This window comes from Aquabacterium sp. (assembly GCF_004297345.1).
In the GTDB taxonomy this organism is placed as follows: domain Bacteria; phylum Pseudomonadota; class Gammaproteobacteria; order Burkholderiales; family Burkholderiaceae_C; genus Aquabacterium.
The window spans coordinates 1-20,361 of record NZ_SCTN01000530.1 but is presented as its reverse complement, the minus strand read 5'-3'; the positions used below and the strand labels follow the sequence as shown (position 1 = coordinate 20,361).

Here is a 20,361-nt window from a genome sequence, read left to right as displayed (position 1 = left end):
AAAGTTGTTGAAACCACCGTAACTGGTCTCGGTTACGAGATTGTGGACTGTGAACGCAGTTCGCAGGGTTTGCTGCGCGTGTACATCGATCGTCTGCCTGATGGCGCCTATGACCTGCCTGGTGATGTGGTCACCGTGGACGACTGCGAAAAAGTCACGCGTCAGCTGCAGTACGCGCTGGAAACAATCGATGCCGATTACGCTCGCCTGGAAGTGTCGTCGCCGGGTGTCGACCGCCCGCTGATCACGCCGGCTCACTTCGCCCGATTCGTTGGTGAAGAAGTGGCGATCAGCCTCAAGGTGCCGTTCCAGGGCCGCAAGAAGTACAGCGGCATCCTGTGCCAGTCGCAAGATGCCGATCCTGCGGCGATCGAAGCCGGTCAGGCCTGGGGCCTGGTGCTGAGGTCGCCCGATGCGGACAAGCCTTTGTCCAAGACCGCTGCCAAGAAGCTGGCGAAGGATCAGGCCAAAGGCATTGCCCCTGCGCCGCAGGAAGTAGATGAAGTGTTGGGTTTCACGCTCGATGAAATTCGCGAGGCACGCCTTGTGCCTGAAGTGACTTTCAAAGGGCGTAGTGGTCGGGCGGCAACCCCGGCTGCTGGTGATGTTGCCGTAGATGAGGCGCAAGAACTCGGAGGTCAGAAGAAATGAATCGCGAATTGCTGATGTTGGTGGACGCTATTTCTCGCGAGAAGAGCGTGGACCGTGATGTGGTGTTTGGTGCGGTGGAATCCGCGCTGGCTTCCGCCACCAAAAAGCTGTACCAAGGTGAAGTCGATATTCGCGTGTCGATTGACCGTGAAAGCGGCGTGTACGAGACCTTCCGTCGTTGGCACGTGGTGCCCAACGAGGCAGGTTTGCAGCTGCCTGACGCTGAAATTCTGCTGTTCGAAGCCGAAGAGCAGATTCCGGATATCGAGGTGGACGACTACATCGAGGAGTCTATCGAGTCCGTGCCGATCGGCCGTATCGGTGCCCAGGCTGCCAAGCAAGTCATCCTGCAAAAGATCCGTGATGCCGAGCGCGAGCAACTGCTCAACGACTTCCTGTCGCGCGGCGAGAAGATCTTCGTCGGTACCGTCAAGCGTCTGGACAAGGGTGACATCATTGTCGAGTCTGGCCGTGTCGAAGGTCGCCTGAAGCGCACGGAAATGATCCCCAAGGAAAACCTGCGCTCCGGTGACCGCGTTCGTGCCTACATGCTGGGTGTGGACACGCTGGCTCGCGGCCCGCAAATCATGCTGTCGCGCTCTGCGCCTGACTTCATGATCGAACTGTTTCGCCAGGAAGTGCCCGAAATCGAGCAAGGCCTGCTGGAGATCAAGAGCTGCGCCCGTGATGCCGGTTCGCGTGCCAAGATCGCCGTGCTGTCGCATGACAAGCGCGTTGACCCGATCGGCACCTGCGTCGGTGTGCGTGGTTCTCGCGTGACAGCCGTGACCAATGAACTGGCCGGCGAGCGTGTGGACATCGTGCTGTGGTCGGAAGACCCTGCGCAATTCGTGATTGGCGCGCTGGCACCTGCCAATGTGCAATCGATTTTCGTTGATGAAGAACAGCACGGCATGGATGTGGTCGTTGACGAGGAAAACCTCGCCATCGCCATCGGTCGTGGTGGTCAGAACGTGCGCCTGGCGTCCGATCTGACCGGCTGGCGCATCAACATCATGACGGCCGAGGAATCGGCTCAGAAACAGGCAGTCGAAACTGACTCCGTCCGCAAGATCTTCGTTGACAAGCTCGACGTGGACGAGGAAGTCGCTGACATCCTGATCGCAGAAGGATTTACCAGCCTGGAAGAAGTGGCCTACGTGCCGCTGCAGGAAATGCTGGAAATCGAATCGTTTGACGAAGACACGGTCAATGAACTTCGCACTCGTGCGAAGGATGCTTTGCTGACCATGGAAATCGCCAAGGAAGAAGAAGTCGAGACTTTGTCGGAAAATCTCAAGGGTCTGGAAGGTTTGACTCCTGAGTTGATCGCCAAGCTGGCTGAAGCTGGAATCCACACCCGTGACGACCTGGCCGATCTGGCCGTGGACGAGCTCACTGAAATCACCGCCGTGTCTGATGAACAAGCACGCGCCCTGATTCTCAAGGCTCGTGAACACTGGTTCGCCTGATCGCTCCCAGCCACAAGCACTCGACTCATTTGCAAGCAAGCTCATCAAGGATTAACACAATGGCCGTGACCACCGTCGCACAATTCGCCGCGGAGCTGAATCGCCCGGCTGCGACACTGCTGGATCAGCTACAGTCTGCTGGCGTGCCCAAAGGCGCGCCGGAAGACGTGCTCACGGAAGCCGATAAGGAGCGTCTGCTGGATCACCTGCGCAGCGCCCACGGCTCCGCTGGAGCAGATCGCAAGAAGATCACCCTGACCCGCAAGTCGACCACCGAAATCAAGCAAGCTGATGCCTCTGGCAAGGCGCGCACCATTCAGGTGGAAGTAAAAAAGAAGCGCGTTTTCGTCAAGCGTGATGACGCTGCTGGCGGCGACGATGCTGCGAATGCCGCGCAAGCTGCCCAGGAAGAAGCCGAACTGGCTCGCCGGGAAGAAGAAGCTCGTGCTCAGGCCGAAGCGCTGCGTGTCCAGGAAGAACAATTGGCTGAAGCTCGCCGCGTGCGCGAAGAGCAGGAACGCCGTGAACGCGAAGAAGCGGAAGACCGCGCTCGCGCTGCCGCTGAACAAGCTGCGCGTGATCTGGCCGAACGTGAACTGGCGGCCAAGAAGGGCGGCAAGGCCGCTGTGGCAGCCAAGACGGCCGAGCAAGACGCAGCCGAGCGTGAAGCCGCTGCTGCACGCCGTGCCGCCGCACTGGAAGCTGGTCGCGCTGAAGCTGCTGCTTTGACGGCCGCTGCACAACGTGGCTCACGCAGTGGTCAAGCCAAGGCTGCAGCCGAGAAGGCCGCAGCAGAAGAGGCCAAGGCTGCTGCCGCTGTTGAAGAGGTCAAGGTTCAGGAAGTTGTTGCTGCGCCAGTCGCAGTGCCAGCGCCTGCCGTCGCACCGACCATGCCTTTGCCCGTGGCTGATGCGCCCAAGCCCACCGCTGTGCGCGTGGTCAAGGCCGCTGACATCGAAGCCGTCGAAAAGCAGAAGGCTGCTGATCTGGCCAATCGTCGCAAGGCTGCTGAAGCCGAAGCGGCGGCCATTCGCGCCATGATGAATGCGCCCAAGAAGGTGCTGACAGCCAAGAAGCCGGAAGAACCCAAGCCTGCTGAAGCAGCTATCAAGGGTACGATCCACAAGCCCAAGGGCGCGCCAGGTGCTGCGGCTCCTGCTGCCGGTGCTGGTGCGGCCAAGCCAGGCGACAAGAAGTCGGTCAAGTCCGAGAAGCTGTCGTCCAGCTGGGCTAATGATGACAAGAAGCGTGGTGGCCCCACGCCTCCGAAGGGCCGCACCGATGCCGGCGCGAACCGTGGAGGCTGGAAGGCCCCAGGTGGTGGCCGTGGTGGCCGTCGTGGTGACCGAGGCGATCGTGGCGAGAGCCAGTCCAACTTCGTGGCGCCAACCGAGCCGCAAATCCTGGAAGTCCATATTCCTGAAACCATCTCCGTGGCCGATCTGGCTCACAAGATGTCGGTGAAGGCTTCCGAGCTCATCAAGCAGATGATGAAGCTGGGCCAGATGGTGACCATCAACCAGCAGCTGGACCAGGAAACCGCCATGATTCTGGTGGAAGAAATGGGCCACAAGGCGTTTGCCGCCAAGCTGGATGATCCCGATGCCTTCCTGGAAGAAGAACACGAAGATCAAGCAGCGGAGTCGCTGCCACGTGCGCCAGTCGTGACCGTGATGGGTCACGTCGACCACGGCAAGACCTCGCTGCTGGACTACATCCGTACGACCCGTGTGGCGTCGGGCGAAGCTGGCGGCATCACGCAGCACATCGGCGCCTATCACGTTGACACGCCTCGCGGCATGATCACCTTCCTCGACACCCCGGGTCACGAAGCCTTCACGGCCATGCGTGCTCGCGGTGCCAAGGCAACCGACCTGGTGATTCTGGTGGTGGCGGCTGACGACGGTGTCATGCCCCAGACCAAGGAAGCCATCCACCACGCCAAGGCGGCTGGTGTGCCCATCGTTGTGGCGATCAACAAGATCGACAAACCTGGTGCCAACCTCGACCGCGTGAAGCAGGAACTGGTTGCCGAACAAGTCGTGCCCGAAGAGTACGGCGGTGATTCACCTTTCGTGCCTGTGTCGGCCAAGGTGGGTACCGGTATCGACGACCTGCTGGAGCAAGTGCTGCTGCAGGCCGAAGTGCTGGAGCTCAAGGCTCCGACGACCTCCCTGGCCAAGGGCCTGGTGATCGAAGCGCGTCTGGACAAGGGCCGCGGCCCTGTGGCCACCGTGCTGGTTCAATCCGGTACCCTCAAGCGCGGCGACGTGGTGCTGGCAGGTTCAAGCTATGGCCGTGTTCGCGCCATGCTGGACGAGAACGGCAAGAACGCTACCGAAGCGGGTCCTTCCATCCCTGTGGAAATCCAGGGCCTGACCGAAGTGCCGGGCGCTGGCGACGAGTTCATGGTGCTGAGCGACGAACGTCGTGCCCGTGAAATCGCCACCTTCCGTCAAGGCAAGTACCGTGACGTCAAGCTGGCCAAGCAACAAGCCGCCAAGCTGGAAAACATGTTCGAGAACATGGGTCAGGGCGATGTCCAGACTCTGGGCCTGATCATCAAGGCCGACGTGCAAGGTTCGCAGGAAGCTCTGGCTACCTCGCTGCTCAAGCTGTCGACGCCCGAAGTCAAGGTTCAGATCGTGCACGCTGCCGTCGGCGGCATCAGCGAGTCGGACGTCAACCTCAGCATCGCTTCGAAGGCCGTCATCATCGGTTTCAACACCCGTGCAGACGCTGGCGCTCGCAAGCTGGCCGAGAACAACGGCGTGGACATCCGCTACTACAACATCATTTACGACGCTGTGGATGATGTGAAGGCAGCGATGGGCGGCATGCTGGCTCCCGAACAACGTGAAGAAGTCATCGGTTCTGCCGAGATTCGTCAGGTGTTCATCGCCTCCAAGATTGGTACGATCGCAGGTTGTATGGTCACCAACGGCGTGGTCCGCCGCAGCGCTCGTCTGCGTCTGCTGCGCGAAAACGTGGTCATCTACACCGGCGAGCTGGAAGGCCTCAAGCGCTTCAAGGACGACGTCAAGGAAGTGCGCGAAGGTTTCGAGTGTGGTCTCAATATCAAGGGCTACAACGACATCAAGGAAGGCGACATCCTCGAGTTCTTCGAAATCAAGGAAGTGGCCCGTACGCTGTAAACAAACGCACAGGCTGCCCCCCGAACAACCCCGCCTGAACCCAGGCGGGGTTTGTGCTTGAAGGAAGGCACCTGTTCTTACAGCAGGAATTCACCATGCGCCATAAACGTTCTACCCCTAACCGCAGCTTGCGCGTCAACGACCAGATCCAGCGTGATGTGGCCGAGTTGATCCGCGACCTGAAAGACCCGCGCATCGGCAACATGGTCACGATCACCAATGTGGAAGTGACGCCGGATTACGCCCACGCCAAGATCGGTTTTTCGCTCCTGGTGGGCGACCCTGTCGAGTGCGAAAAGGGCCTCAACGAGGCCGCTGGTTACCTCCGCAATGGCCTGTTCAAGCGCCTGCAGATCCATACCGTGCCCACGCTGCATTTCCACTTCGACCGCACCACCGAGCGTGCGTTGGAGTTGAGCGCGCTGATCAACCGCGCCGTGGCCGACAAGGCCAAGGATGCGGACGAGCAGGCAGCTGCGTCTGAGAGCAAAGACGGAGGCGATCAGCCTTGAACAAGCCTGTGCGTCAGCCGCGTCGCCAACTGCATGGCGTCATCCTGCTTGACAAGCCCCTGGGCCTGTCGAGCAATGATGCATTGCAGAAGGTGCGCCGCTTGATGCGCGCTGAAAAGGCCGGCCACACCGGCACACTGGATCCGCTGGCGACCGGTTTGTTGCCGCTGTGCTTTGGCGCGGCGACCAAGTTCTCGCAAGTGTCCCTGGATGCTGACAAGCGCTACACGGCCACGCTCAAGCTGGGCCAGGCCACCACGACCGGTGACGCCGAAGGCGAGATCCTGCAGACCCGGCCGGTGACGGCCGAGCAGGTGAATGAGGCCAGCATCGCTCAGGCTTGCCAGGCCTTCACGGGCCCCATCTCGCAGATCCCTCCCATGCATTCGGCCCTGAAACATCAGGGCCGTGCGCTATACGAATACGCCCGCGAAGGCATCGAGATCGAGCGCCCCGCCCGTGACGTGACCATTCACGCCATTGACATCGTCAGCTGGCATGGTGACGAACTGGTGCTGGATGTGCGCTGCAGCAAGGGCACGTATATCCGTACGCTCGCCCAGGATATCGGTGAGCGTTTAGGCTGCGGTGCGCATTTGATCGGGCTGCGACGCACGGGCAGCGGTGGCGTGTGCCTGCAAGGCGCCGTCACGCTGGAGGCCTTGCTGGCCATGACCGAGCCAGAGCGTGATGCGTACTTGCAACCTGCCGATGTTTTGTTGAATGATTGGCCCGATGTGATGCTGTCCGAGTCGGAGGCTGCGCGCTTCCTGACGGGCTTGCGTCGCCGTACCCATCTGGCAGATGCGGCTCAGGTTCGCGTCTATGGCCCTGTGCCCGGCCTGAGCAAGGCCGAAGGCCGTGTGTTGCTGGGCAGCGCCCACATCAAGGCCGGTGAATTGATCCCGACGCGTCTGCTGAGTCCAGCTGAAGTGCAAGGCTTGCTTGAAGTGCAAGCTGCCCCTCAGCCGACTGTGCAGATGCATACCGAAACCGCTGACGCCGCCGCGCTACGTCAGCCCGACCCTGTTCTTTGATTTCAGACCAGTGAGCTTCCTATGAGTACTCAAATCCGCAATATTGCGATCATTGCCCACGTTGACCATGGCAAAACGACCATGGTTGACCAATTGCTGCGTCAAAGCGGTACCTTCGCCGACCACGAAAAGGTCGTCGACACCGTGATGGACAACAACGCCATCGAACGCGAACGCGGTATCACCATCCTGGCGAAGAACTGCGCCGTGAGCTGGGAAGGCACGCACATCAACATCGTCGACACCCCGGGCCACGCGGACTTCGGCGGTGAAGTGGAACGCGCCCTGTCCATGGTGGACGGTGTGGTGCTGCTGATCGATGCGCAAGAAGGCCCAATGCCTCAAACGCGCTTCGTGACCAAGAAGGCCTTGGCCCTGGGTCTGAAGCCCATCGTCGTGGTCAACAAGGTGGACAAGCCCGGTGCCAAGCCTGATGCGGTCGTGAATGCTGCTTTCGACCTGTTCGACAAGCTGGGTGCCACCGACGAGCAGCTGGACTTCCCCGTGGTGTACGCCTCGGGCATCAACGGCTGGACTTCGTTGGAAGAAGGTGCGCCTGGTGAGAAGTGGGGCAACGACATGTCCGCCCTGTTCAACACCGTGCTCAAGCACGTGCCTGCCCAGAAGGGTGACCCCGCTGCACCTCTGCAACTGCAGATCTCGGCGCTGGACTTCTCGACCTTCGTGGGTCGCATTGGCGTGGGCCGCATCAGCCAGGGTACGGCCAAGCCTGGCCAGGACGTGGTCGTGATGGAAGGTCCTGAAGGCAAGCCTATCAAGGGCCGCATCAACCAGGTGCTGACTTTCCAGGGTCTGGACCGCGTGCAAGTGACCGAAGCCGGTCCTGGCAACATCGTGCTGATCAACGGCATTGAAGAAGTCAACATCGGCGTGACCGTGACCGACCCGATCAACCCGGCCCCGCTGCCCATGTTGAAGGTGGACGAGCCCACGCTGACCATGAACTTCTGCGTGAACAACTCGCCTCTGGCCGGTCGTGAAGGCAAGTACGTGACCAGCCGTCAGATCTGGGACCGCCTGCAAAAAGAGCTGCAACACAACGTGGCCCTGCGCGTGAAGGAAACTGACGAAGACGGTATCTTCGAAGTTTGCGGTCGCGGCGAACTGCACCTGACCATCCTGCTGGAAAACATGCGCCGTGAAGGCTATGAGCTGGCCGTGTCCAAGCCCCGCGTGATGTTCAAGGACATTAACGGCGAGAAGTGCGAGCCGATGGAGCTGGTCACCGCCGACGTGGAAGAAATCCACCAAGGTGGCGTGATGCAGGCCCTGGGTCTGCGCAAGGGCGATCTGGTCAACATGGAGCCGGACGGCCATGGCCGCGTGCGCCTGGAATACCGCATCCCCGCTCGTGGCCTGATCGGCTTCAGCAACGAATTCATGAACCTGACGCGTGGTTCCGGCCTGATCTCGTCGATCTTTGACGGCTATGAGCCGCACAAGGGTGAAATCGGTGGCCGCAAGAACGGCGTGCTGATCTCCATGGACGACGGTGAAATCTTCACCTACGCCCTGGGCAAGCTGGACGACCGTGGCCGCATGTTCGTCAAGCCGAACGACCCCGTGTACGAAGGCATGATCGTGGGTATCCACAGCCGTGACAACGACCTGGTCGTGAACGCCACGCGTACCAAGCAGCTGACCAACTTCCGCGTGTCCGGCAAGGAAGACGCGATCAAGATCACGCCTCCGATCGACCTGACGCTGGAGTACGGCGTGGACTTCATCGATGATGACGAGCTGGTTGAAATCACACCCAAGTCGATCCGTGTGCGCAAGCGCCACCTGAAGGAACACGATCGCAAGCGTGCTTCGCGCGAAGCTTGAAGCTGAATCGCGTATCTGCCCGAACGGGCTAGTACGATACGAGGGCTGCACCTGCAAGGGTGTGGCCCTTTTTTCATGTGGAGTGAAGTAGATGGAAAGCTTGGTTCTGACAGAGGTGATCGGTGGCCTGGGCGTGATCACGCTCAACCGGCCCAAGGCCCTCAATGCCTTGTCGCTGGAGATGGTGCGCGAGCTGTACACCGTGCTGACTGGCTGGGCCACGGATGAGGCCGTGCTGGGCGTGCTGATGCGCGGCTCGGGCCGCCCGGCCGAGAACGGCAAGCCAGCCGGTGCCGTGCATTTCTGTGCTGGTGGGGACATCCGCTTCATCTACGACGCAGCGATCACGGGTGACCTGTCGGTAGACGATTTCTTCAGCGAAGAGTACGCGCTGGACTACCTGATCCACACCTATCCCAAGCCGGTGATCGCGTGGCTGGAAGGCATCACGATGGGCGGCGGCATGGGCCTGGCTCAGGGCGCTGACCTGCGCGTGGTGACCGAGCACATCCGCATGGCCATGCCCGAGACGCGCATCGGCCTGTTCCCGGATGTGGCGGGGGGCTACTTCCTGTCGCGCTGCGCAGGTTCGCTGGGTGAGTACCTGGGCATCGTCGGGCCGCATCTGCATGTGACCGATGCCTTGACGCTGGGCCTGGCCGATGTGCACGCGCAAGCGGAGAGCCTGCCAACCTTGCTGGAAGGCTTCAAGCTGCGCCATGCAGCCAACGGTGATGAACTGCTGGCACGTGTTCGTGCCCATGTGGATGCGCATCCCCTGGGCGATCTGCCTGAAGCCACGGTGACGGGGCACCTGGATCAGATCAACCGGCACTTCAGCCTGCACGCCATGGCCGACATCGAGGCTTCGCTGCGCGCTGATGGCAGCGAGTGGGCGCAACAGGCGCTCAAGCAGATGGCCGGCCACTCGCCCTTGATGATGTGTGTGACCCTGGAGCAGATCCGCAGGGCGCGTTCGATGAGCCTGGCGCAAGTGTTCCGCATGGAGCGCGACATGGTGCGCAACTGCTTTGGCATCCGCAAGGGCAAAGACAGTGAGACGGCAGAAGGCGTGCGCGCCTTGGTGATTGACAAGGACAACCAGCCGCGCTGGCGCCCGGCCGCCATCAAGGATGTGGACATGATGGAGGTGGAGGCGTTCTTTGCCAGCCCCTGGCCCGCGTCACGTCATCCGCTGCGGGACCTGATCTGAACAATCAGATGTTGGCGTCCAGGCAGGCCATGCCTTCATCCCAGGCCTTGGCCATGTCACCGAAGACCTCGTTGGGGTCCATGCTTCGCTTGGCGTTCACGGCACGGGCAACCTTCAGGATCAAGGCCTTGTTGCCTTGAGAGATCTGCTGGAAGCAGCTCACGGCAGGTGCCAGCGCATCGGCCTGCGCCGCGCCACCTACTTGCCCCAGCCACTGGATGTTGGCGGCAGCCAGCTCGAATGCAGCGCCGAGTTGGCGAATCGTGCTGAAGGCCCAGGCGTGATAGTGCGGCAGGCCTTTTTCATGCATGCGCGGCAGCTCTTGCCCGAAGCGCTCTGCAAAGCGGCGGATGGGGTTGTCTGCGGGGCGGTAGCCCAGGTAGGTTTTGACCAGCGCGCGGGAGAGCTCGGCCAGTTCCTGCTCGGGGCGGCGCACCACCCGGTCGATGCGGACCAGTTCGGCGAACAAGGGCAGGTGGGTCGGGTCTGGCGCGGCATCCAGGCGGAAGATCTGACGGAAGTCTTCGCCTTCCAGTTCGTAGTAGCCGGCGTTGTGGAAATAGCCCAGGCGCTGCCTGTCCAGATCCAGGTCAGACAACATGATGGTGGTCTTGACGTGGTTCTGGCGGTAGTCGGTGCCGGCGGTATCGGGCATCCAGTGCGCATCGGCTTCGACCGCGATCAGGCGGCCTGCAGCCAGTTGCTCCTGCGCGTGCTCGACGAGCGGGCGCCAGTGGTTCATCTCCTGCACGTCCACGCCGTAGAGCTGGCGCATCTCGCTGTGCTGGGGCTTGAAGAAGGTCCACTGGTCGCCTTCGAAGTCGACAGCCAGCGTGAAGGGCAGCATGGCCCGTGGCTCCAGCTTCAAGGCGTGGACGAGTTCGATGAACAAGTCCACATAGCAGTTCTTCTCGACCCAGGCGCAGTCTTCACCATGCAGGCTGCTGCGACCATACGACGCTGCCTCGATCTCAGGCAGCACGCGCAAGCGACTCATCACTGTCTCCCCAACACCGTCTCACAAAGCCTGGCCGATCAGGACCAGAGCAACTGACGCACGGCCGCAGGCCAGGTGTCAGGATTGAAGCCGTGATGCTTGAACAGCGCCATGGCAATGCGCTCCATGCCGAAGCCCATGCAGGCCGTGTGGGCCACTTCGCCGTCCGGGGTGCGGATGTCGAAGGTGGAGCCGAAGTGGTCCTGGTGGTAGTTGAACGAGCAGCAGGCGGTCGGGTTCTCGGCCGAGATCACGGGCACCAGCACCTCGAACTTGAGCTTTTGCTCCTTCTGGCTGGCGGCGCGCATCTGGCCGCCGCGGCCGAAGAAGGGATCGGTGGCCACGTCAGACGTGACAGGCAGTTCCAGCGAAGTAAGCAGATCGATGCCGCGCTGGTGCCACATGTCGCGCCAGGGGATGACCTGCTCGGCTTTGCCCACGCGGATGAACTCTCGCATGCGGAAGGATTGCAGGCGGGTGGGTTCCAGCGAAGGCTCGTGGCGGTAGACCCAGTTCAGCACGGTGATCAGGCGGCCTTCTTCAGGCACAGTGCCAGTCAGCGTGGGGTAGACGGGGTAGCAGGCGGCGGGGTTGAGCACCACTTCGGTCTGCTTGAGCTCGTCGCCCCATTCTTCGCCTTTTTCTGCGCGTTGAGCCAGGCGCAATGCGTCCAGGCCCTTGCCGAAAAAGCTGTGCACGGACCCGCACAGGTGGGGGAAGGTTTCCAGGTAGTGGACCTTCTCCATGATCTTGCGGTCCATCACGGGGGGAAAGGCGTACAACTCGGCGCCATCGTCCTTGGCGATCTTGTTGACCAAATCGTTGAACCGGTTGACGACTTCTTCAAACTTGGCGCCACGTCCGAACGTGCCCAGCACGGCGGTGGGCACGACCAGACCAGCGGCGGCCATGCCGTCAAAGAAGGCCTTGGGATCGTAGAAGTCGGGCTTGACGGTATCGGTCATCTCTTGGGTTGCCTGATGTGAATGGGGTGATGAATTCTGGCGGTGATCAATCAAGGCGAGGTCAGTCGTCCTTGAAGACCAGCAGCATGGAGGCGCTCTTGCCGGCGATGCGATCGTTCTGGATCATCAGCGATCCAGACAATGCGTCTCGGTAGTGGCGGCTCAGTGCAAACGGGCTGTCGTTCTTGTAGCCCATGATGCCCACGATCTGCAAGGCTTTGTGCACGATTTGCGGCGCAGTCTCGGACGAGCCGATCTTCAGATTGTTCATCTTCAGGGCCCAGCCAATACCCAGCAGCTTTTCTGCTGCGTCGGGGCCGGCCGTGATCTCGTCGAACTCGGTGGCAATCGCTTGCCAGTTGTTCTTCATGGCTTGCAGTTGCACGGACACTTCGGCCAGGCGAGTGGCTGTCTGAGGCACGGTGCCGGGGTTCTTGCGGGCTTCGCCGCGCACGTAGGTGGAAGCCTTGACGACGGCATCGTTGGCGATACCCCACCACAGCGCCGACCACAGGATGTGGGAATAGGGCACCATGCTCTGGGCGGCGATGTCGCCAAAGCCGACGGGCATGATCTGCTCTTCAGGGCCCGACGAGACCAGATCGAAGCCGGGGCTGCAGGTGCCGCGCATGCCCATGGTGTCCCAGGTGGTGGTCTGGGTCAGGGTGCCGTCCGTCTTGCGGACCAGCACCAGCGCCTGGTCGCTCTTGGGCGCGGATTCGTCGCGGCGGCAGGTCACCAGAATGGCGTCGGCGTGGGCGCAGTAGGAGCCCGTGGTGGCCTGCTTGTTGAGGATGAACTTGCCATCCTTGCGCTCGACGGCGCAGACGCTGGAGCGGGTGTCGCCGAAGGTGCCGACTTCCGACGTGATGGAGGCCAGCAGCGGCTGTGTCTCGACGATTTCGCTCAGGTAACGTTTGAAGAAAGCGTTGTCTGCATGATGGCGTGCGATACAAGCGACCTGGATGTAATGCATCGCCAGCACCATGCCGCTGGAGCCACAGGCGCCCGACAAGGCCGCACAAAGTGCACCCAGTTGTTTCATCCCCAGACCTTGACCACCAAATTCGCGGGGTACTGGGGCGGACAATATTTTTGCGGATTTCAACGCGTCAATGGATTCTTTCGGAAATCGCGCGTTGGTGTCCACGTCTTTGGCGTGAACAGCGGCCACGGTCGTGGCAATTTGGCGGACGGCCGCAAGCAGCGTTTCAAAATCAGCGTTTTCGGTCATCGTCAATGTGCTTTCCATGAGGACGGGATATTAATCGTGCACCTCGAAAATGGATGCCCCCGGCCTGGGTGGTTTGTCGTCATGAAGCCTGTTTGAACAGGGTATGCGCAAGATCAAGCTTCGATCATGCCTTGTCGAGCCGATTTTTGCTTGACGGGGGAGACGTTTGGCGCAAGCCTTCCCTATGTTTAGGGGGTATGGGGTGTGACCTAGTTCACGCAGCTATCCCGATTCGCGGGATCGCGGTCGAGGCCATTCTTTGCGGATAATACGAAGCCTTGTCAGCGGCCATGCTGCCTCAATATGTTGGATATGCCTGCATTGCCCGTCTTGCCCAAGTTCCCGTCGTCACTGTTATCTGACTTCAAATCTGATGAAGTGCAATTGGCTGTGGGAATGGATCTGGTTCAGATCAGCAGGATTGGCTTGTCCGTGCAGAAATTCGGCGACCGTTTCACGCAGCGCATCTTTACGCCGTGCGAATTGGAATATGCCATGTCGTCACCGCCGTTGATGTCGGAGCGTCTGGCTGCCCGATTCGCTGCCAAGGAGGCGACACTCAAGGCGCTGTCTCTGGCGGACAAGGGGGTGGCCTGGCAGGACATGGAGGTGGTCCGGCATGCGGATGGCCACTGTGTTTTGCAATTGCATGGCAAGGCGGCTGCGCTGGCTCAGGCCAATGGTGTTGTGAAGACGGCATTGAGCCTGACGCATGACGGAGACTACGCTGCGGCGATCGTGGCGGCCATTGTCGCGGCGCCAGGTGCCCAGGGGCATTGAGCTGCCCAAGATTTTTTCCTTGACTTCAAACTGCTTTAAAACATGACCGATACCGCTGCCATCGAAGCCCAAATTCGCACCGTCCTGAAAGACCATGCCCGTTTGAGCAAGGACGCTCTGACACTGGATGTCAACGAAGACCTGTATCAAGCCGGCATGACCTCTCACGCCAGCGTGAATGTGATGCTGGGCCTGGAGGGGGCTTTTGACGTCGAGTTTCCTGATCACATGCTCAAGCGCAATGTGTTCAACAGCATTGCATCAATCCGCACGGCTGTGGCGGAACTGATCGGCGGGTGAATCACGCGTGCAATTGCTTGATACCACGCGCCTGAGTGCCGGCTTCTGGCCGGACGTCCGGGTTCTGCATCAGGGCTGGCAACTGCTGGGCAGTGAGCCGGGGCAGTTTGCCTCGCCCGACGAGTTGCCTGCTGATGCGGGCTGGCTTAGTGCGCCTGGGTTGGGGCCCGTTGCGGATGTATTGCAGCAGTTGAACTTGTGGTCCCTGGATGGCGCACCTCGCCGCTTCGACGCGCAGGATTGGTGGTACCGCCTGTCGTTCGATCTGGAGGAGCCGCTTGACGCGTTGGGGCATGTGCTGCATCTGGATGGGCTTGCTACCTTGGCCGATGTCTGGCTCAACGGCACTTTGATCCTGTCGAGTTCGGATATGTTCATGGCGCATCAGTGCGCTGTGGATGAAGCCCTTCGGGCTGGGCGCAATGAACTGGTCATGGTGTTTCGTTCCCTGGATGCGGCACTGGGCAAGCGTCGCCCACGGCCCAGGTGGCGCGCGCCGATGATCGAGAACCAGCAGTTGCGCTGGTTCCGAACTACTGTGCTGGGGCGTACACCAGGTTGGTCGCCTCCGGCTGCAGTGGTGGGGCCTTGGCGGGGCGTCTGGCTGTCTGCCCGCCCTGCGGTCGAGTTGAAGGCCTTGCAGATGCAGGCGCAGGTTAGCGGCCCTGGTGGACGCTTGGGCCTGTCTTGTCAATTGCATGCAGGGCGTGAGGGTGCTGCTTTGGAGCGTGTCACGGCCATCGTGTCTCGCCAAGGGCGGCAGTGGCAGCGTGACGCGGCCGTGTCGGCAGATGGCCTATGCCAGATCGAGGTCGAACTGGACGAGGTGGATTTGTGGTGGCCGCACACCCATGGTGAGGCAGCCTTGTATCAGGTGTCCTTGCATGTCGCCTGTTCAGGACAGGCTGAGCCTGTTGTGCTTTCTCTGGGTGAGACAGGATTCAGAACGATCGAACTGGATCGCTCGGACGACGGCTTTGCATTGCACGTCAACGGTGTGCCGGTGTTCTGCCGCGGAGCATGCTGGACGCCACTGGACGCTGTGCGTCTGGATGCGCGCCATGATGCCGACTACGATCAGGCCATTGCACAGGTGCGCCAGGCTGGCATGAACATGCTTCGGGTCGGCGGCACGATGAGCTATGAAGCCGATGCGTTCTACAACGCCTGTGATCGCCAGGGTGTGCTTGTCTGGCAAGAGTTGATGTTTGCCAACATGGACTACCCGGACGATCCTGCCTTTGTGGCTCAGGCGCAAGAAGAGGTCCGGCAGCAATGCCAGCGTTGGCAGGGGCGCCCGGCCATCGCCGTGCTGTGCGGTAACAGCGAAGTTGAACAGCAGGCGGCCATGTTCGGCGCCACCCGTGATCGCTGGGCACCAGCCTTGTTCCATGAGGTGCTGGCTGCGATTTGTCAGGAGTGTCGTCCTGACGTGCCTTACTGGCCGTCGAGTGCGCACGGCGGCGCCTTTCCGCATCAAGGCGATGTGGGGACCACCTCGTACTACGGCGTGGGTGCCTATATGCGTTCGTTGGACGATGCGCGCCGTGCGCAGGTGCGGTTTGCCACGGAGTGTCTGGCTTTCTCGAATGCGCCCGAATCAGACGGCCTGGCGGCCATGCCTGGTGGCTTGTCTTTGCGCATGCATCATCCCGCATGGAAAGCCAGAGCACCTCGCGACCTGGGTGCCGGGTGGGATTTCGAAGACGTGCGCGATCACTACGTCGCCCAACTCTTCGACGTGGATCCTGCACGCTTGCGCTACAGCGATCACGACCGATATCTTGCCTTGGGGCGCGTGGCCGTTGGTGAAGTGATGGCTGCGACTTTTGCCGAGTGGCGCCGGGCCTCATCTGCCTGCCAGGGCGCCATGATCTGGTTTTTGCGAGATCTCTGGCCGGGAGCAGGTTGGGGTGTCGTGGACAGCCAAGGGCAAGCCAAGGCGCCTTATTTCTATCTGAAGCGCACTTTGCAGCCCATCTCGATTGCCATGACGGATGAAGGGGGCAATGGCCTGTTCATGCATGCCTGCAATGAAACAGGGCGCCCGCTCAAGACCACGCTGGAAGTGACCGCATGGCGGCATGGTTCGACGCAAGTGGGGCAGGGCACGCAAGTGCTCGAGTTGCCTGCGCGCAGCGCTCAGTCGTGGCCGTTGATGAATTGGTTCGAGTGGTTCGCGGACTGGTCGTGGTCTTATCGTTTCGGGCCGGTGACGGCGCAGGTGCTGGTCGCCGTATTGCGCGATGAGGATGGTCGGGATTTGGCCCGCACGCATTCTTTCCCTGGCGGTTTGAATTTGCCTTTGGAGCGTGATCTGGGGCTTTCTGCGTCGGCGCGTTGCGTGGAGCCTGGGGTGTTTGACGTGTCCTTGTCCTCCACCCGATTTGCCCAGGCCGTGCACTGGGAGGTGGATGGTGCCCGGCCAGATGACGCGTATTTCCACCTGTCACCAGGTGAGGTCCGAACCGTGCGTGTTCATCTTGTGGGGGCGGGCCGCCAGGTCTCGGCCTTGTCAGGTTGTGTTCGCGCCTTGAATATGGATGGCGTGGTCAGTATTCGAATGGAAAGTGACGCGTTGTCGTGATGTCTGCGCAGCCCATGTTTTTCGGGCCTTCGGCTTTGCCGCTGTTTGGCTGGTTGCACCAAGGCACGTCGCCTGCTCGCGATGTGGGTGTGGTGCTGTGCAGCCCCTGGGGACGAGAAGAAGTCTCTGCCCACCACAGTTTGCGGCAATGGGCTTTGTTGCTGAGTCAACACGGCTGGCCCTGCGTTCGCTTTGACTATCCTGGCGAGGGCGATTCGGCCGGAGACGCCTTGCTTGATGGCAGCGTGGAGGCCTGGGTTGGTGGCGTATTTCATGCGATAGCGCAACTCAAGCAGCAAACTGGTGTGTCCAAAGTTTGTTTGTTGGGTGTGCGAGCAGGCGTGGCGATGGCGAGCCTGGCAGCGCAAGGCCGAGATGATGTCGTTGGTCTGATCGCTGTGGCGCCTGTCGTCAAGGGGCGTGGCTTTGTGCGAGAGTTGACCGCCTTGCAGGCTGCAGCCAGCAAGCGCACCGAGCCTCAACCGCTGGAAGGTGTGTTCCAGTCGGGTGGATACCAGATGAGCCAGCGCACACGGGACGCTTTGTCCGCGGTGGATCTGGCGCAATTGCCGCAAGCACCTGCACCGGATGTGCTGGTGCTTGATCGCGACGACATGCCAGGCAGTTCGGCATGGATCAAGGCGCTGCAAGCGCAGGGCGTGAGGGTTCAGCAGCAGGCCTTGCCCGGCTATGTGGCCATGATGGCAGACCCGCATCATGCGGTGGCGCCTCAGGCCATGCTGGAGGCCAGTGTGCAATGGCTGGCGGAACTGGTTCCGGACAGACGACCTGACTTTGGCCATCAAGTGGCTCCGCATACGACGCCCTTGAGCATCAGTGCCGAGGGCTTGATCAATGTGCCGGATCAGGCCTGTGGCGTCGTTTCGGAGCAAGCCTTGTTTGTCTCTGGCGGGCCTGCGTTCGGTTTGTTGACGCAACCAGACCAGGGGCAAGGCCGAACAGGCCATGCGATCCTCATCCTCAATGCGGGTTCGACGCGGCGTATCGGGCCCAGTCGCCTGTCGGTGACCATGGCGCGCCGCTGGGCCGCTGCCGGGCACGTCGTCATGCGTCTGGATCTGGCTGGTATCGGTGACGGCGAGTTGCGTGAAGGCCGCGTACTCAACATGAGTTATCCGCACGAGGCCATGGACGATGTTCGCGTGGCCTTGGCGTATCTCCTGGCTCAAGCAGGTGTCAAGAAGGTTCACGCTTGTGGCTTGTGCGCAGGTGCTTACCATGCGCTCAAGGCTGCCCGTGATGGCATGCCCTTGTCGTCCATCACGATGATCAACCCCTTGATCTTTTTCAACGCAGAAGGCCTGTCGCTGGAAGAGGGCGAAGATTTCTCTGTGCAGAAGGTCCACTCCGCTGCAGCCAGCTACAAGGAGTCGGCCGCATCGCTGGAAAAGTGGCTCAAGCTGTTCAAGGGACAGATCAAGTTCGACGCATTGTTCAAGGTGCTGTTCAGCCGGGTAAGCATGCTGGTGTCTGCCAGGTTGAAGAATCTGGCTCGCCGCATACATTGGCCGCTCAAGGACGATCTGGGTACCGACTTGCGGCGCTTGACCGGCAAAGGTATTCGCGTCAATTTCATCTTCGCCAATGGCGACCCTGGTGAAACCATGCTGCGAGAGCAGGCTGGCAGCGTGCTGACCGGTTTGCAAGGTGCAGGTGTGCTTGGCCTGCATATTTTTCAGGAGGCTGATCACGTGTTCACGGACACGGTGGTTCGCCACGACATGCTGCTGCGTCTGGCGCAGATCATGTCCGACATGACGGCAGTGATCTGACTCGTTCAGCGCTGCATGACCTCAGAATTGACGAATGTCTGAAACCAAGCTTGAAACGCCCGTGTGGGCAGAGCAGGCCAGCCCGTGGCGCATGTGCGTTGCGCCCATGCTGGACTGGACGGATCGCCATTGCCGCTATTTTCATCGCCTGTTAAGCAGGCATGCGCGCCTGTATACCGAGATGGTGACGACCGGCGCCTTGCTGCATGGCGACGTGGACCGCCATCTGCGTTTCAACGAAGAAGAGCACCCACTCGCCCTGCAGTTGGGTGGCAGCGAACCTGCCGATCTGGCGAAGTGCGCGAAGCTGGCCTTGCAATGGCGCTATGACGAGGTGAATCTCAATTGCGGCTGCCCCAGCGAGCGTGTGCAGCGCGGGGCGTTTGGCGCCTGTCTCATGTCGGAGGCCAGCCTCGTGGCCGATGGCATCAAGGCGATGATGGATGCCACGGGCGGTGATGCGCGCATGCCCATCACGGTCAAGCACCGCATTGGTATCGACCAGATCGAGAACTACGAGTTCGTGCGCGATTTCGTGGCCACCATCGCCGATGTGGGCTGTAAGGTGTTCATCGTGCATGCGCGCAATGCCTGGCTCAAAGGCTTGAGCCCCAAGGAGAACCGCGAGATCCCGCCTTTGCGCTACGAGTTCGTGCACCGGCTCAAGCAGGAGTTTCCGCACCTGACCATCGTGCTCAATGGCGGCCTGGCCGACAACGCTGCGTGTCTGGCGCAGTTGCAGCCTGATGCCGTGCTGGATGGCGTTACCTTGGATGGCCTGATGGTGGGGCGTGCGGCCTATCACACGCCCTGGATGATGGCGGATTGGGATCGGCTCTTCTTCGGTGTGCCGCAGTCGGATGCTCCGGCCATGAGCAGGGAGAGCGTGGAGGCGCTCATGATCGACTACGCGCAGCGCGAAATGAATCGCACGGCCGGCATGCCGCACGGCGAGGTTCGCTGGCCTGCCGTGATCCGGCACATCCTTGGTCTGTACAGCGGCATGCCGGGTGCGCGCCGCTGGCGCCAGGTCTGGTCAGATCACACGCTCAAAGGATTGCCGCCAGCGGATGTCATGGCTCGTGCGCATGAGCGTGTATCGAAGCCTTCGGCCCCTGCTGAAGCTTGAGCGCACGGCGGCGTCATGCCACCCTTGATGCGCTGTTCAAAATTCTCGGCGCTGTTGACAGGTCGCCTGTGTCCATGCATGCGCTCAAGTTGACGAAACGATAGCGCCCGCGGGCTTTTGCTTCGTACAGAGCCTCGTCGGCTTGCCGCACCAGGCTTTCAGCTGTGGTGCCACCGTCCGGGATGACGCTGACAAAGCCGCCCGATAGCGTGACGTGGCTGGCCACGGCTGAGTCCGGGTGGTAGCGGCCATCACGGTCCATGGCGTGTTGCAAGGCCAAGGCAAAAGTCAGCGCACCTTCGGCCGGGGTGTTGGGTAGCAACAGCACAAACTCTTCGCCGCCGTAGCGCGCGGCGTAATCCAGGGGGCGGCGGCAAACCTGTTTGAGAATGTCGCCAATATGGCGCAGGCATGCGTCGCCTTCGATGTGGCCCAAACGGTCGTTGTAGCGCTTGAAGAAGTCCACGTCGCATAGCAACACTGTCAGCGGGCGTTGATCCCTGCGAGCTTGTGCCACATAGTCTTCCAGGCGTTCGTCAAAGCCGCGTCGGTTGCCCAGACCGGTCAATTCGTCGTGCAGGCTCTTGTGCCGCAGTTGCTCGTTGAGTTCGACCAAGGTCAGCTTGGCCTGCTCCAACTCATCACGCATCCGGATCTGGCGGGACGTGGCGTGCAGTTTGGCCGTCAG

At 61.0% G+C, this 20,361-nt stretch carries 17 protein-coding genes; 13 read left to right on the top strand and 4 right to left on the bottom strand.

Features of this window, described 5'->3' with window-relative positions; translation table 11 throughout:
- From EPO09_RS20550 to EPO09_RS20520, 7 genes are all read left to right on the top strand, one after another.
- The coding region (locus EPO09_RS20550; protein ID WP_290646168.1) for a hypothetical protein at positions 1 to 651 on the top strand (651 nt) is incomplete at its 5' end.
- The gene (gene nusA, locus EPO09_RS20545) at positions 648 to 2,123 is read left to right on the top strand and encodes a transcription termination factor NusA (protein ID WP_290646166.1); all 1,476 of its coding nucleotides are present in this window, start codon (positions 648 to 650) and stop codon (positions 2,121 to 2,123) included. The genes EPO09_RS20550 and nusA, both read left to right, overlap by 4 nt.
- Positions 2,124 to 2,182: 59 nt before the next feature.
- Positions 2,183 to 5,278: a translation initiation factor IF-2 gene (gene infB, locus EPO09_RS20540; protein ID WP_290646164.1), complete on the top strand. Its 3,096-nt coding sequence runs from the start codon at positions 2,183 to 2,185 to the stop codon at positions 5,276 to 5,278.
- A 95-nt stretch (positions 5,279 to 5,373) separates the two neighbouring features.
- A complete protein-coding gene (gene rbfA, locus EPO09_RS20535) occupies positions 5,374 to 5,790 on the top strand; it encodes a 30S ribosome-binding factor RbfA (protein WP_290646161.1) in 417 nt (138 codons plus the stop codon).
- On the top strand, positions 5,787 to 6,827 hold the full coding sequence (gene truB / locus EPO09_RS20530; RefSeq protein WP_290646159.1) for a tRNA pseudouridine(55) synthase TruB: 1,041 nt from the start codon (positions 5,787 to 5,789) through the stop codon (positions 6,825 to 6,827). The genes rbfA and truB overlap by 4 nt, the downstream gene beginning before the upstream one ends.
- Before the next feature lie 21 nt (positions 6,828 to 6,848).
- Positions 6,849 to 8,675, top strand: a complete 1,827-nt coding sequence (typA, locus tag EPO09_RS20525; protein WP_290646157.1) for a translational GTPase TypA — start codon at positions 6,849 to 6,851, stop codon at positions 8,673 to 8,675.
- 91 nt (positions 8,676 to 8,766) lie between these two features.
- Positions 8,767 to 9,888, top strand: a complete 1,122-nt coding sequence (locus EPO09_RS20520; protein WP_290646155.1) for an enoyl-CoA hydratase/isomerase family protein — start codon at positions 8,767 to 8,769, stop codon at positions 9,886 to 9,888.
- A 4-nt stretch (positions 9,889 to 9,892) separates the two neighbouring features.
- On the opposite strand, the gene EPO09_RS20515 is transcribed toward EPO09_RS20520, so the two are convergent.
- The 3 genes from EPO09_RS20515 to EPO09_RS20505 all read right to left on the bottom strand — a co-directional run bounded on the left by EPO09_RS20515 (position 9,893) and on the right by EPO09_RS20505 (position 13,024).
- Entirely contained in the window at positions 9,893 to 10,885 is a 993-nt protein-coding gene (locus EPO09_RS20515) for a DUF1839 family protein (protein WP_290646153.1), read from the bottom strand.
- Positions 10,886 to 10,923: 38 nt separating this feature from the next.
- Positions 10,924 to 11,850 carry an amino acid--[acyl-carrier-protein] ligase gene (locus EPO09_RS20510; RefSeq protein ID WP_290646151.1) on the bottom strand — a complete coding sequence of 309 codons (927 nt, stop codon included), beginning with the start codon at positions 11,848 to 11,850 and terminating at the stop codon, positions 10,924 to 10,926.
- 61 nt (positions 11,851 to 11,911) lie between these two features.
- Positions 11,912 to 13,024 (bottom strand): acyl-CoA dehydrogenase family protein, encoded by a 1,113-nt coding sequence (locus tag EPO09_RS20505; protein ID WP_290646170.1) that lies wholly within the window; start codon positions 13,022 to 13,024, stop codon positions 11,912 to 11,914.
- Between EPO09_RS20505 and EPO09_RS20500 the strand changes: the two genes are divergently transcribed.
- From EPO09_RS20500 to dusA, 6 genes are all read left to right on the top strand, one after another.
- Entirely contained in the window at positions 12,905 to 13,180 is a 276-nt protein-coding gene (locus EPO09_RS20500; RefSeq protein ID WP_290646172.1) for a hypothetical protein, read from the top strand. The two genes, EPO09_RS20505 and EPO09_RS20500, sit on opposite strands and share 120 nt — an antisense overlap.
- A 216-nt stretch (positions 13,181 to 13,396) precedes the next feature.
- Positions 13,397 to 13,864, top strand: a complete 468-nt coding sequence (acpS, locus tag EPO09_RS20495) for a holo-ACP synthase (protein ID WP_290646149.1) — start codon at positions 13,397 to 13,399, stop codon at positions 13,862 to 13,864.
- 42 nt (positions 13,865 to 13,906) lie between these two features.
- A complete protein-coding gene (locus EPO09_RS20490; protein ID WP_290646147.1) occupies positions 13,907 to 14,164 on the top strand; it encodes an acyl carrier protein in 258 nt (85 codons plus the stop codon).
- 7 nt (positions 14,165 to 14,171) lie between these two features.
- Positions 14,172 to 16,751 carry a glycoside hydrolase family 2 protein gene (locus EPO09_RS20485; RefSeq protein ID WP_290646145.1) on the top strand — a complete coding sequence of 860 codons (2,580 nt, stop codon included), beginning with the start codon at positions 14,172 to 14,174 and terminating at the stop codon, positions 16,749 to 16,751.
- Between the two features lie 14 nt (positions 16,752 to 16,765).
- Entirely contained in the window at positions 16,766 to 18,544 is a 1,779-nt protein-coding gene (locus tag EPO09_RS20480; protein WP_290646143.1) for an alpha/beta hydrolase, read from the top strand.
- A gap of 34 nt (positions 18,545 to 18,578) precedes the next feature.
- Positions 18,579 to 19,673, top strand: coding sequence for a tRNA dihydrouridine(20/20a) synthase DusA (gene dusA, locus EPO09_RS20475; protein ID WP_290646141.1), 1,095 nt, complete (start codon positions 18,579 to 18,581; stop codon positions 19,671 to 19,673).
- 13 nt (positions 19,674 to 19,686) lie between these two features.
- Here dusA and EPO09_RS20470 read toward each other — a convergent pair.
- Positions 19,687 to 20,361, bottom strand: a 675-nt coding sequence (locus EPO09_RS20470; RefSeq protein ID WP_290646139.1) for a GGDEF domain-containing protein, incomplete at its 5' end; no start/stop codon positions are given.

Excerpts from the sequence above, each read along its gene's own strand:
- infB (WP_290646164.1), top strand. The coding sequence starts at position 2,183 with ATGGCCGTGACCACCGTCGCACAATTCGCCGCGGAGCTGAATCGCCCG.
- nusA (WP_290646166.1), top strand. The coding sequence starts at position 648 with ATGAATCGCGAATTGCTGATGTTGGTGGACGCTATTTCTCGCGAGAAG.
- typA (WP_290646157.1), top strand. The coding sequence starts at position 6,849 with ATGAGTACTCAAATCCGCAATATTGCGATCATTGCCCACGTTGACCAT.
- acpS (WP_290646149.1), top strand. The coding sequence starts at position 13,397 with ATGCCTGCATTGCCCGTCTTGCCCAAGTTCCCGTCGTCACTGTTATCT.
- EPO09_RS20480 (WP_290646143.1), top strand. The coding sequence starts at position 16,766 with ATGTTTTTCGGGCCTTCGGCTTTGCCGCTGTTTGGCTGGTTGCACCAA.
- EPO09_RS20515 (WP_290646153.1), bottom strand. The coding sequence starts at position 10,885 with ATGAGTCGCTTGCGCGTGCTGCCTGAGATCGAGGCAGCGTCGTATGGT.
- EPO09_RS20510 (WP_290646151.1), bottom strand. The coding sequence starts at position 11,850 with ATGACCGATACCGTCAAGCCCGACTTCTACGATCCCAAGGCCTTCTTT.
- dusA (WP_290646141.1), top strand. The coding sequence starts at position 18,579 with ATGTCTGAAACCAAGCTTGAAACGCCCGTGTGGGCAGAGCAGGCCAGC.
- rbfA (WP_290646161.1), top strand. The coding sequence starts at position 5,374 with ATGCGCCATAAACGTTCTACCCCTAACCGCAGCTTGCGCGTCAACGAC.
- EPO09_RS20490 (WP_290646147.1), top strand. The coding sequence starts at position 13,907 with ATGACCGATACCGCTGCCATCGAAGCCCAAATTCGCACCGTCCTGAAA.
- EPO09_RS20520 (WP_290646155.1), top strand. The coding sequence starts at position 8,767 with ATGGAAAGCTTGGTTCTGACAGAGGTGATCGGTGGCCTGGGCGTGATC.